The 12,751-nt window shown below is 62.1% G+C and carries 10 protein-coding genes; 5 read left to right on the top strand and 5 right to left on the bottom strand.

Going from position 1 to position 12,751, the window contains the following annotated elements; all coding sequences use genetic code 11:
- Positions 1–219, top strand: a 219-nt coding sequence (locus RMR13_RS02255; RefSeq protein ID WP_310599018.1) for a transposase, incomplete at its 5' end; no start/stop codon positions are given.
- Here the strand turns inward: RMR13_RS02255 and RMR13_RS15355 are convergent.
- The 5 genes from RMR13_RS15355 to RMR13_RS02235 form a co-directional block, all read right to left on the bottom strand.
- Complete coding sequence (locus RMR13_RS15355; protein WP_409070242.1) at positions 159–467, bottom strand: PaaI family thioesterase; 309 nt, start codon at positions 465–467, stop codon at positions 159–161. The genes RMR13_RS02255 and RMR13_RS15355 overlap by 61 nt on opposite strands.
- Positions 468–1,157: 690 nt before the next feature.
- Positions 1,158–3,038 carry a GNAT family N-acetyltransferase gene (locus tag RMR13_RS02250; RefSeq protein WP_310599017.1) on the bottom strand — a complete coding sequence of 627 codons (1,881 nt, stop codon included), beginning with the start codon at positions 3,036–3,038 and terminating at the stop codon, positions 1,158–1,160.
- Positions 3,039–3,083: 45 nt separating this feature from the next.
- Positions 3,084–5,189: an acetate--CoA ligase family protein gene (locus tag RMR13_RS02245; protein WP_310599016.1), complete on the bottom strand. Its 2,106-nt coding sequence runs from the start codon at positions 5,187–5,189 to the stop codon at positions 3,084–3,086.
- 8 nt (positions 5,190–5,197) lie between these two features.
- Positions 5,198–5,857 (bottom strand): CBS domain-containing protein, encoded by a 660-nt coding sequence (locus RMR13_RS02240; protein ID WP_310599015.1) that lies wholly within the window; start codon positions 5,855–5,857, stop codon positions 5,198–5,200.
- 43 nt (positions 5,858–5,900) lie between these two features.
- On the bottom strand, positions 5,901–6,866 hold the full coding sequence (locus tag RMR13_RS02235; protein WP_310599014.1) for a histone deacetylase: 966 nt from the start codon (positions 6,864–6,866) through the stop codon (positions 5,901–5,903).
- Positions 6,867–7,128: 262 nt separating this feature from the next.
- Between RMR13_RS02235 and RMR13_RS02230 the strand changes: the two genes are divergently transcribed.
- The 4 genes from RMR13_RS02230 to RMR13_RS02215 all read left to right on the top strand — a co-directional run bounded on the left by RMR13_RS02230 (position 7,129) and on the right by RMR13_RS02215 (position 12,745).
- Positions 7,129–8,925, top strand: a complete 1,797-nt coding sequence (locus RMR13_RS02230; protein WP_310599013.1) for an ATP-binding cassette domain-containing protein — start codon at positions 7,129–7,131, stop codon at positions 8,923–8,925.
- Positions 8,922–10,046 (top strand): ABC transporter permease, encoded by a 1,125-nt coding sequence (locus RMR13_RS02225; RefSeq protein WP_310599012.1) that lies wholly within the window; start codon positions 8,922–8,924, stop codon positions 10,044–10,046. Before RMR13_RS02230 ends, RMR13_RS02225 begins: the two co-directional genes overlap by 4 nt.
- An 8-nt stretch (positions 10,047–10,054) precedes the next feature.
- Positions 10,055–11,164 carry an ABC transporter permease gene (locus RMR13_RS02220; protein ID WP_310599011.1) on the top strand — a complete coding sequence of 370 codons (1,110 nt, stop codon included), beginning with the start codon at positions 10,055–10,057 and terminating at the stop codon, positions 11,162–11,164.
- A gap of 150 nt (positions 11,165–11,314) precedes the next feature.
- Positions 11,315–12,745 carry an ATP-binding protein gene (locus RMR13_RS02215; RefSeq protein WP_310599010.1) on the top strand — a complete coding sequence of 477 codons (1,431 nt, stop codon included), beginning with the start codon at positions 11,315–11,317 and terminating at the stop codon, positions 12,743–12,745.
- Positions 12,746–12,751 lie beyond the last annotated feature (6 nt).

Raw genomic sequence — 12,751 nt, 5'->3', positions numbered from 1 at the left:
GTGTTCCAATGGCTCAACACCGTGCTCGGCAATGTGAAGAATTCCCTGCGTGGCACCTATCACGCCATCAGCGACAAACACTTGCCCCGGTACCTTGCCGAATTCTGCTATCGCTTCAATCGGCGGTTCCAATTGCACACTATGGGGAATCGGCTGATTCATGTGGCTCTGCGAACCCAACCCATCCCGCAACACCTCCTGAAGCAAGCTGAGATTTGATGGTAATCAGTTTTAAATTTAACATCCGATTTCCTCAACACAGGAACAACCGAATTTTCCAGGTGCGGGAAATGTTTTTGCAGCGCCAAACCACTGCATGCTTCAGCAAGAGCGAACTGGGCACTAGCGTGAAACGTACCCAAGTGATTTTTCACGCAATCCCTTAATTCAAGCTCAAGCACATGGCCTTCGGTATCCGATTCGATGATTTCGATAAATTTGTTGAACGGTATTTTTGTTATGTCCATAGAGTGCAAATAACCATTCAGATCCCTTATTTATTATCGCTCTTATTATCGTTCCGAAGGGTGTCTGCAAAATCGCATCGGTTATCACGCACCGAATTTGTCATACAATTTATTTCCATAATGGAAGACAAACAAATAAAAAGAAAAACCAGTGATCATAAAAATATACTCAACTATTACCGAGCGAAAGACAGACCTCTCAATCAATCGATTCGCCAATCTTGCCGAATAACCAAAGGTGATCGCTGACCAAACGTAATATCCTGTCCAATACAGGATCACGGTAAATATCAGCCAAAAGATAAATTCTACTATTTTTTCTAAGATTGCCTGCATGCGATTCTGTCAAGATCCTGTTCAAACGACAAGGCTGAGCAAGATCTTTTCTCAACCAAATCCTGTGCCTTGATCTGTTTATTGCTTGGGTTGGTCCGGCAGCGCAGCGGAAACGGCGTTTTTTTTATTTCGGAACAGCGAGAAGCCTCTCGCCATAACGCAATTTCGACGAGTTGGCTTGGAGCAACCGGGGTTCTTCGTACGTAACGAAACGATACATCACAAATCCCTGACTCGAAGACGAGAGACTTGCCGCTCTTGCTCGAATTCTCACTCCATACGGTTTGGTTTTTCTCCTCTTAGTCGTGAAAAGTCCGAGGGCTTTCGACGAAACAGGAGGTGTTGCCGGTCCCGCTAGAATTCCATCACAAAACTGTAAACCCCTTCCTCCAACCGGCTTTGCACCTTGAGATTGGAGTGGTTGAACACCGCCTGCATGCGCTCGTTCTCGCGCAGCACCTCGGCGGTGAAGCCGGCAATGCCGTTGCGTTTGGCGATCTTGGTCAGGTGCTGGAAGACGAAGGTGCCCAGGCCCTTGTTTTGCCAACCGTCGCGGACCACGAAGGCCACCTCAGCCATGTTGGTCTTTTCATTGAGATAATAGGTGCCGACCGCAATGATCTGCTCGCCGTGAGCCTCGGGGATGGTGCCCACCAGGGCCACGTCCCGGCGGTGGTCGATGTAGACGAAATCCTGGATCTGGCGGGGCGTGAACCGCTGCTGGTGGCTCATGAACCGGTAATAGATGGTCTCCTGGCTGAGATTGTAGATCAGGTCGCGCATGTGCGGTTCGTCGGTGGGCTTGATCGAACGATAAGTGACCTCGGTGCCGTCCTGCATGAGATAGTTGGTCCGAACCGACTCCTCCACCGGCGCCAGGAAGCGGTTGGCGAAGCGGGCCAGGTTGGGCCGGAGGTACTTGGCCTCCACCGCTTCCCGGAACAGTTTTTCCCGGAAGTCGGGATGGGCGATGGAGATCAGGGCCATGACCCGCTCCTGGATCGACTTGCCGTGCAAATAGGCCACCCCGTATTCGGTGACCACGTAGTGGACGCTGGCCCGGTTGATGGTCACCCCGGAGCCGGGTTGCAGAGTGCAGACGATCCGCGATTCGGTGCCCTCGCGGTTGAGCGACGGCAGAGTGATGATCGCCCGGCCCGATTCCGAATGGGCGGCGCCGCGGTTAAAGTCGATCTGGCCGCCGATGCCAGAGTAGAAACGGCCGCCCACTGAGTCGGAGCAGACCTGGCCGGTGAGGTCGATTTCCAGAGCCATGTTGACCGCCACCATCCGCTTGTGCTTGCCGATGACATTGGCGTCGTTGATATATTCGGTGGGCCGGAAGCTGAACAGCGGGTTGTCGTCGATGTAATCGTAGAGCTTCTTGGTGCCCATGCAGAAGCTGGCGGTGATTTTGCCCTTGTCGATCGACTTCATCGCCCCGGTCACGGCACCGGCCTCGATCAGAGGAATGATCGAGTCGGAAATCATTTCGGTGTGGAAGCCGATGTCCTTGCGATCCTTGAGAAATTCCATCACCGCCTGGGGAATGCGGCCGTAACCCGGCACTCGTCCCAGCCCCAACTCGATGGTCGAACCGTTGGGGATCAGGGCGGCGGCGGTCTGGGAGATCTTGCGGCTAATCTCGTTGGGAATCTGCAATTCCCGCTCGAGGATGGGGCGGTCCACCGGCACCAGGATGTCGAGGTCGTGGATGTCGATCCGGGTGTCGCCGTGGGTCCAGGGCATGTTGGGGTTGACCTCGGCGATCACCAGGGAGGCGTTGTCGATGGCGCTGCGGGTGATGTCCACCGAAATACCGAGACTCACCTGGCCGTAGCAGTTGGGCGGCGTCACTTGAATCAAAGCGATATCGATCGGCAGGCTGCCCGAGTTGAACAGGCCGGGCACGTCGGACAGGAGAATCGGGGTGTAGTCGCCGAATCCCTCCTGGATGACGTCGCGGATGTTGGAGCTGATGAAAAAGGCGTTGATGGCGAAGCTGTCCGACATCTTCTTGTCGGCATAGGGGGCGTCGCCCTTGGTGATCAGCTGGATGATCTCGACATTGGACACCGAACGGGCCCGGCCGGTCATGGCCGCGATCAGCTCCTGCGGGGCGCCGCAGCCGGTGCCGATGAACACCCGGTGCCCGGACTTGAGATGGCTCAGCGCCTGGGCCGGGGTGGCAATCATGTCGTTATAGATTTCCTGCCAATCCTTCACGTATTCCATGGGTCTTTCCTCTTCAAAACAACGGACAATGCGCCGGGACGCGGCTCAATGCTCTTCGGGGAGCGGCGCGAAGGTCATGCTGGCATCGACCACCACCGGCTCGTTGCCGACCTCGCCGACGATCAGCGGGTTGATTTCCAGGTCGAGGATCTGGGGAAAATCGGTGGTCAGCTGGCTGATGCGCTGCATGGCCACGGCAATGGCCTGGAGATCGACCTCCTTGACCCCGCGCTTGCCCTGGAGCAATTCGTAGGAGCGGGTCGATTTGAGCATTTGCACGGCCTCGTTCTCGGTGATCGGCGCCAGGTGGAAGGTGACGTCCTTCATCACCTCGACGAAGATGCCGCCGAGGCCGAACATCAGCATCGGCCCGAACTGGGGATCGCGGGTCATGCCGATGATCACCTCCAGCCCCTTTTCCGCCATTTTCTCGACGTAAATGCCACCGATGATGGCGTTGGGCGCGTGTTTGTTGATACGCAGCATCATCAGGTCGAAGGCGTCGGCCACCTCCTGGGCGGAACCCAGGTTGAGCCGCACCCCGCCGAGGTCCGACTTGTGGACGATCGACGGCGAAATGATCTTGAGCGCCACCGGAAACCCAATGAAGCGGGCGATTTCCATCGCCTCCTCCGGGCTGGTGGTGAGGCGTCCCGGCGGCACGCGGAAGCCGTAGGCCTTGAGGATGTCCTTGGACTTGACCTCGCCCAGCCGCAGGCGGTTGGTCCGCTGCCGCCGGGTGATGATCCGTTCGACCCGTCGCCGGTTGACCGGAAAGCGGACCACATGGCGAGCCGGCCGGTTCTTCCAGACCCCGTACTCGTGCATGGTCTTGAGGGCGCCGACCGCCCGTTCCGGCGATTCGTAGAAGGGCAGCCCCGCCGCGGCCAATTCCTTGCGCGAGGGCATGATGTCGCTGCCGCCGAGAAAGGAGGCAATTACCGGAGTATTGTCGTCGAGATGGGCCACGATCGCCCGCACCGTGGCCGCCGGCTCGGTCATGTACTGGGGCGCCAGCACCACCAGGATCGAATCGATGTCCGGGTCGGCGGCGGCGATGTCGATGGCGGCGGCGTAGTGGCGGGGTTCGGCGGCGGCGGAGATGTCGATGGGATTGTCGATGAAGGCGGCGGATGGCAGTTGTTCGCGGAGCTGGGCGGCCAGCCGGTCGCTCAGAGGGGTGACGCTCATGCCCGCCTTTTCCACCGCGTCGGCGGCCATGGTACAAGAACCGCCCGAATTGGTGATGATCAGCACCCGGTCGCCCTTGGGGGTCGGCTGCAGGGCCAGCGCGGTGGCGTAATCGAACAGGGCTTCGAAGCTGTCGGCCCGGCAGATGCCCGCCCGCTTGAAGGCGGCGCCGTAGGCGGTATCCTTGCCGGCCAGCACGCCGGTATGGTTGGCCGCGGCCTTGACACCGGCCACGGTGGTCCCGGCCTTGAGGATCACCACCGGCTTGTGCGCACTCGCCTCCTCGGCCGCCTTGACGAACTTGTCGCCGTCGCTGATATCCTCGAGGTAGCCGACGATCACCCGAGTCTCCTCGTCATGGGCCAGGGCGGCGAGAATGTCGACCTCGGTGATGTCGGCCTTGTTGCCGATGGACACCGCCTTGGACACTCCAAGCTCCCGTTCGTCGGCAATGTCCATCATGGCGGTGCACAGGGCGCCGGACTGGGAAAGGATGGCCAACTGCCCGGCCTGGGGCGAGCGTTTGGAAAAAGAGGCGTTGAGGTTGATCTTGGTGTTGATCACCCCCAAGCAGTTGGGCCCGAGCAGCCGCACCCCGCCCTTGCGGCAGATCTCGATCAGTTCCACCTCGATGATCCGGCCCTGGCGACCGGATTCCTTGAAACCCGAGGCCACGACCACCAAGGCTCCGGCCTTCTTGCGCACCGCTTCCTGGGCCGCGGCCAGGACCTGGTCCGCCGGCACCGCCACCATCACCAGATCCACCGGATCCGGATAATCCGCCAGCCGGGGATAGACCTTGAGCCCGAAAAGCTCGCCTCCGGCCGGGTTGACCGGCACGATCGGCCCGGCAAATCCGCTCTGCACCAAATTGCACATGGTGTAATAGCCGACCTTGCCCTCGGTCCGGGAGGCGCCGATCAGGGCGATCGACCTGGGCGTAAACAGCTTTTCCAGCATAGCAGTCTCTATTCCTTGAATTCTTCGGGGACGTGGATGGTGAAGCCGGCGGCCTCGAGCGCCTTGTGCACGGCCCGGATATTATAGGTGTTGATACGGAGATAAATCATGGCCCGGCGCTTGTCGCCGCCGTCCGTCCGCACCAGGCGGGTGAAGGAAACCTGCTTTTCCTCCATCACCCGCGCCAGCCGGGACATGGCCTGGGGATCGTCGACGTCCTCGATCGAGATCAGCACCGATCCCTTCTCGCCCAGGCCGAACAGGCTGCGGTAGGCGTTCATCAGGTCGGCGGTGGTGAAGATGCCGACCACCTTGTCCTCGTCGCTCACCACCGGCAGGGCGCCGATCTTGCGATATTGGAAGAGGAGCAAGGCGTCGTCGAGGGTGGCGTTGGGGTTAAGGGTCAGGCAGTCGCGGGTCATGAGCACGCTTACCGGCGTGTTGTTGACCTGCTCTTCGACCCGGTGCCGTTCCCGGCTGCGGGCCACGGACGACGGCCGGGCCGAGCGCAGGTCCCGGTCGGAAAGGATGCCCTGGAGCTCGCCCCGGTCGTCCACCACCAGGAGATGGCGGATATTTTTCTGCTGCGCTACGTCCATCGCCTCGGCCACGGTCGTCTCCGGCGTGACCGTGATCGGCGAGGGGGTCATATGGTAACGAATAAACATGGCGGTCCTCCCATGATCGTCTCTGCTTGCAGGCTGCTTGCCTTCATGCGTCCCGCTCCGCCAGCCCCAGCAGATATGCTTCGACGCAGCTGCCCAACCGGCGCAGGTTGTACCCGCCCTCCAGGATGGACACCACCCGGTTCTGGGTGAATTCCTCGGCTATTTCACGGACAAAGACGCCCAGTTTCCGATACAGCTCGACCGTGAAGGCCAGCCCGGACATGTCGTCGTCGCGATGGGCGTCGAAACCGGCGCCGACGATCAGGGCATCGGGCCGAATCTCTTGTAAAAATTGGCGTATTTTCGGCAGAACCCGCAGCACCTGCTCCTCGCCCGCCCCCGGCGGCAACGGCAGGTTGAGGATGGTGCCCTTGCCGGCGCCGATCCCCCGTTCCTCGGCCCAACCCGTGCCCGGATAGCTAAAACTGGGGTGCTCGTGGATGGAGATGTAGCTGGTATCGGCCTCTTCCTCGAAAGCGGTCTGAATGCCGTTGCCGTGGTGGGCGTCGAAGTCGAACACGCAGACCCGGCGCCGCCCATACTGCCGTTGCCAGTAGCGGGCCGCGATCACGCAGTTGTTGAAGAAGCAGAAGCCGTAGGGCTGGTTGGGCTCGGCGTGGTGCCCCGGCGGGCGGGTCTGGCAGAACACGATCCCGCCGGGCTCCGCCTCGGCCAGATCGACGCCCACCAATCCCGACCCGGCGGACAAGGTGGCGATTTCATAGGAATCGTAGCCCACCTGGTTGTCGGGGTGGTCGATATAGGTGCGTCCGCTCAGCACCGATTCCTCGAAGCGGAACAACCAGTCCTCGGTGTGGAAGGCCATCAACTGTTCGCGCTCGGCCGGCCGGGGCGGCAGGTGGTGGATGCGGTTGGCCAGGTAGCCCTCGGCGAGCCGGTCGGTGATCGCCAGCATCCGTTCGGGTGCCTCGGGGTGGTCGCTGCCGCCGGTGTCGTGGCGGAGGAATTCCGATGCGGTAATGATAGTGATGGGCGAATCGCTGTCCATGGTACCTGGTGGCGGAACGGGCAATCAAGGCCGGGAAAACCGGAAAACGCTCGGCGGCAATGCAGCCAAACTTACCGTATCCGTCCAAAAAAACGAAGCGCTATCTTGCGGATGGGCGCCGATTGACGGCGAAGAATCCCGGCCGTGGCCGTGCAAAGGTGGGTGCAATGCCCCGGTGCTGTGGTATGATGCCGCAAACTTGATCGATCAAGCGGCGCGCCGGTTCGCCTCTGTCCGCCGCACAGCATTGCCATCCCTTGCCATGGTCCACCTTCCAGCCACCGCCAACCCGCCGCTCGCCAGTGCCGCCCCCCCGCCCGAGCCGGTGCTGGCGCTCGATCGGGTGGACAAGGGTTTTGTGGTGGAAAAAAAGCAGATCGCGGCCTTAAACGAGGTGAGCTGCGCCATCCGGCCCGGCAGGGTCACCGGCCTGATCGGACCGGACGCAGCCGGCAAGACCACCCTGATGCGGCTGTGCGCCGGATTGTTGCTCCCTGACCGAGGAACCGTGCAGGTTTTGGGCGTGGACGTGGTCCGCGATCCGCTGGCGGTCCAGGCGCAGATCGGCTACATGCCCCAGCGGTTCGGCCTGTACGAGGACTTGAGCGTGCGGGAAAACCTCGATCTCTATGCCGATCTCCAGGGTGTGCCGGCCAAGGAGCGCCGTGGACGCTACCGGCAGCTTCTGGCCATGGCCGGGCTGGAGGAATTCCAGGGACGGCTTGCCGGGCGGCTTTCCGGCGGCATGAAGCAGAAGCTGGGCCTGGTCTGCACCCTGGTGCGGCCGCCGAAGCTGCTGTTGCTCGACGAGCCCACCGTGGGCGTGGACCCGGTTTCCCGGCGGGAGCTGTGGCAGATCGTCTATCACCTGGTCGAGGCCGAGGGCATGAGCGTGCTGCTCAGCACCGCCTATCTCGACGAGGCCGAACGCTGCGCCGAGGTGGTGCTCATCCATTGCGGCCGCATCCTCGGCCACGACGAGCCCCAGGCCTTCAGCCGGCAAATGAGCGGCCGCACCTGGCTCGTCCGGGCCCCGGCGCTTGCCAAGCGCACCCTGCAACGCGAGCTGAGCCGCGACCCGGCGATCCTCGACGCCCTGGTCCTGGGCACCTCGGTGCGGGCGGTCGGCCGCGATGGCAATCCCCCGGCCCTGGCCGCCCTGTCCAATCCTGCGGGGGCCGAAACCCTGCCGGTGCCGCCCCGGTTCGAGGATTATTTCGTAGCCACCCTCAAGGACGCGGCCACCGATGGGGAAAACAACCGGATCGCCCTGGGCGGGATCGACCGCCGGACCAATGGCGGCGACGTGATCGCCGTCGACAACCTGGTGCGCCGATTCGGCTCTTTCTTCGCGGTCGATCGGGTCAGCTTCCGGGTACGGCCCGGCGAAATCTTCGGCCTGCTGGGGGCCAACGGCGCCGGCAAGACCACCACCTTCCGCATGCTCTGCGGCCTCTTGCCCATCACCAGCGGCACCTGCACCGTGGCCGGGCTGAACCTGCGCACCGCCGCGGCCGCAGCCCGTGGCCGCATCGGCTACATGGCGCAAAAATTCTCCCTGTACGGCAACCTGACCGTGCGGCAGAATCTTCGTTTCTTCAGCAGTGCCTACGGGCTGCACGGCGCCCGCCGCCGCCGCCAGATCGACTGGGCGCTTGCCACCTTCGACCTCGAACCCTATGCGGCCAGCGAAAGCCAAGATCTGCCGCTCGGGTTCAGGCAGCGCCTGGCCCTGGCCGTGGCCCTGATGCACGAGCCCGAGGTGCTGTTCCTCGACGAGCCCACCTCCGGGGTCGATCCCCTGGCCCGCCGCGACTTCTGGGCCCAGATCAACAGTCTGGCCGACCAGGGCGTCACCGTGCTGGTCACCACCCATTTCATGGAGGAAGCCGAATACTGCGACCGCCTGGTCATCATGGCCGATGGTCGGGTACTGGCCGAGGGCACGCCCGAGGAGATGAAGGAGCGCCACGGCGGCGGCGCGGGGAGCGAGGCCTCCATGGAAGACGCCTTCATCGGCCTGCTGCGGCATCGTCAACCGGCAGAGGTCGCGTCATGAAACCGGGACCGCTGCTCCGCCTCAAGGGCATCGTCCGCAAGGAATGGCTGCAGGTCGTCCGCGACCCCTCCAGCATCGCCATCGCCTTTTTCCTCCCCCTGCTACTGCTCTTCATCTTCGGCTACGGGGTTTCTCTGGACGCCACCAACATCCGGATGGGCCTGGTGATCGAACAGCCAGACAGCGCCTCGCTCAGCTTTGCCGGGGGCTTCGAGCATTCGCCCTATTTCGCCCCGGTCCATCTGCCGTCGATCCAGGAGGCGGAAAGTGCCCTGCGGGCGTCGACCGTCGACGGCATTATCTGGCTGCGCCAGAATTTCGCGGCCGATTACCTGAGCAAGCAATCGCCGCCCATCGGGGTGCTGATCAACGGGGTCGACGCCAACACCGCCCGCCTGATCGACGGCTATGTCCAGGGCATCTGGTTCGGCTGGCTGGAGCAGCAGGCGGAAAAGGCAGGCAGGACCCTGCGCTCGCCGGTGCAGCTGGAGCAACGCATCTGGTTCAACCCCCAGGTGCGTTCCACCGACTTCCTGGTGCCGGGCATCCTGGCGGTGATCATGACCCTGATCGGCGCCCTGCTCACCGCCCTGGTGATCGCCCGCGAATGGGAGCGTGGCACCATGGAATCGCTGCTGGTGACCCGGATTTCGGTCAACGAGATCCTGCTGGGCAAACTGATCCCCTATTTCGTTCTCGGCATGGGCGGCCTGGTGCTCTCCCTGATCATGGCCGAAACCCTGTTCCACGTGCCGGTGCGCGGCTCGCTCTGGCTGCTGTTCGCGGTCTCGGCCCTGTTTCTCTGGGTGGCCCTGGGCATGGGCTTTTTCATTTCCACGGTCTTCAAGTCGCAGTTCGTGGCGGCCCTGGTGGCCATGGTCAGCACCTTTCTCCCGGCCTTCATCCTCTCGGGCTTCATTTTCGACATCCAGTCCATGCCCGCCGTCATCCAGGGCGTGACCCACCTGATCGCCGCCCGCTACTATGTGGCCATTCTCCAGACCCTGTTCCTGGTCGGCGACGTCTGGAGCGTCATCCTGCCCAACGCGGCCGCCCTGGCGGCGATGGGCCTCTTTTTCCACGGCCTGGTCCACCGCCGGACCAGGAAGCGGCTCGAATAGGCATTGCCGTGAGTTCCCGTCTTTTCGCCCTGATCGTCAAGGAATTCCTCGCCCTGTTCCGGGACAAGAAAAGCCGGATGGCGGTGATCGTGCCGCCAATCCTCCAACTGCTGATCTTCGGCTATGCCGCCACCTTCGACCTGGAGCACGCGCGCTTGGCCATCTACAACGAGGACGGCGGCGCTTTTTCCCGCGATCTGGTCGGCCGGTTCGAGCGCTCGCCGGCCTTCGAGGTGGTCGGCTATCTGCGGGCGGAGGCGGAAATCAAGCCGCTGATCGACCGCAAGGGCGCCCTGCTGGTGCTCCATGTCGGCCAGCAGTGCTCGGCCGAGGTTGCCAAGGGCGAGGGCTGCCCGGTCCAGGTGCTGATCGACGGCCGCAACTCCAACACCGCCATGCTGGCGCTCAACTACGTTCGCACCATCGTCACCGACTTCAACCAGGAGCGCATCGAACAGACCACCGGCTCGCCCCTGCCGGCGCGGCTTGCGGTGCGGGCCTGGTTCAACCCCAACCTGGAGAGCCGCTGGTTCATCGTTCCCGGGATCGTGGCCCTGCTGGCGATGATCGTCACCCTGGTGGTCACGGCCCTGTCGGTGGCCCGCGAGCGCGAGGCCGGTACCTTCGACCAGCTGCTGGTCACCCCGCTCCGTCCCTGGGAAATCCTGATCGGCAAGGCCATGCCCGGCCTGATTGTCGGGGTCGGCGAGGCCGTGCTCATCGTGGCGGTGGCGGTCTACTGGTTCCGGGTGCCCCTGGTCGGCAACATGCTCACCCTGTTGCCGGCCCTGGTCATCTACGTGCTGTCGATCATCGGCATCGGCCTGATGATCTCCTCCTTCTCCAACACCCTCCAGCAGGCCCTGTTGGGCTCCTTTCTGTTCATCGTCCCGGCGGTCACCCTCTCCGGTTTTTCCACTCCCATCGCCAACATGCCGAATTTCATGCAGACCCTGACCTATCTCGACCCCATGCGATATTTCCTGGTCATTGTCCGCCGTGTTTTTTTGGAAGGCGCCGGCATGGAATATTTCTGGAACGAGCTATGGCCGATGTCGCTCATTGCCTTCGCGACCCTGTCGCTCGCCACCTGGCTGTTCCGCCACCGGATGTATTGAGCGCCTCGAGGCTGCCGCCGCGCCTTGCACCATTGCGCCGAAAGCCCTGGCATGGAGCATGCTTGAACATCGGGACGGCAGAAAACGGCACGGGCAGGCGCCCGGCAAACGGCAGGGAGCGGGCCGACGACCGCGACGAGGTTGATTGCCATGAAAAAATTCCTTCGCTTCGGGATGATTGCCAAGATCACCCTGGTCCTGTTCTTCTACATTGCCTCGGTGACCATCATGGGGGTCGTTTCCTATAACGACCTGGTGGCAACCGAGGAGAAGACCGGCATTCTGGAGCTGACCTACAACATCCACAACAATATCCTGGAATCGAGGCGATACGAAAAAAACTACTTTCTCTACGGCAGCGAGGATTCGCTCTACGACACCATCACCATGATCCAGAAGACCTCGGAGATCAGCGACGCGATCCTCGGGCACGACGGGGAGTTGGCCATCACCCCGAAACTGAAGGAACTCGACACCAACATGGGGGTGTACACCAAAAAAATCTACGAGCTGCTCGCCCTGAAAAAGACCGATCCGGAAAAATACGGCCAGGCCACGGGGGAGATCCGGCTGTACGGCAAGAAAATATCGGAAATAAGCGATGATATCGTCAACAACGAGAAGAAGCTGATCCACTCCATGATTACCCTGCTGCGGGAACAGCTGGTGATCTGGTCGTCGGTGGCCATCTGCATCGGCATCGCCCTTTCCTTCTTGATCGTCAACTTTGTGTTCAAACCGTTGGCCGCGGTCAAGCGGGCCACCGAGGCCATTGCCCAGGGCCGGTTCCGGCGGATCGAGGTCATCAACAGCAAGGACGAGATCCAGCAGGTGATGGAGGCCTGCAATATCATGGTCCAGGAACTCGAGCGACGCCAGGACCAGCTGATCCAGGCGGAAAAGCTCTCCTCCCTGGGCACCCTGACCGCCGGGGTGGCCCACCAGTTGAACAACCCGCTCAACAACATCTCGACCTCCTGCCAGATCGCCATCGACGAGTTCGACTCCGGCGACACGCCCCTGCTCAAGCGAATGCTGCGCAACATCGACCAGGAAACCCTGCGAGCTCGGGACGTGGTCAAGAGTCTGCTCGAATTCGCCCGCAGCCAGGACTTTGCCCTCCGTCAGGCCCCGCTGGCCGACGTCGCCCACAAGGCGGCCCTGCTGGCCAAGAGCCAGGTGCCGCCGGACATCGCCGTTTCGATCCGCATTCCCGGCGACTTGGTGCTGGCCATGGACGTGCAGCGGATGCAGGAAGTCTTCATCAACCTGATCATCAACGCGGCCCAGGCCATCGAGCGCCGGGGCGAGATCGTCATCGCCGCCACCGTCGCCATGGCGGCCCAGGAGGCGGTTATCGAGATCCGCGACACCGGCCAGGGCATCCTGGAAAAAAACCTGGCCAAGGTCTTCGATCCCTTCTTCACCACCAAGGAGGAGGGCCAGGGCACCGGCCTCGGCCTGTCGGTGGTCTACGGGATCGTTCAGCAGCACCGGGGCAATATTACCGTGCAAAGCGTTCCGGGCCGGGGTACATCCTTTTGCATCCGTCTTCCCTATCCCGGCAGCAAGGAACACTGAGCAAGC

The sequence above is a fragment of the Desulfobulbus sp. genome, from assembly GCF_031547805.1.
Classification (GTDB): Bacteria; Desulfobacterota; Desulfobulbia; order Desulfobulbales; family Desulfobulbaceae; genus Desulfobulbus.
Note: the sequence above shows the minus strand (reverse complement) of the source record. Positions and strands in the feature narration are given on the sequence as shown.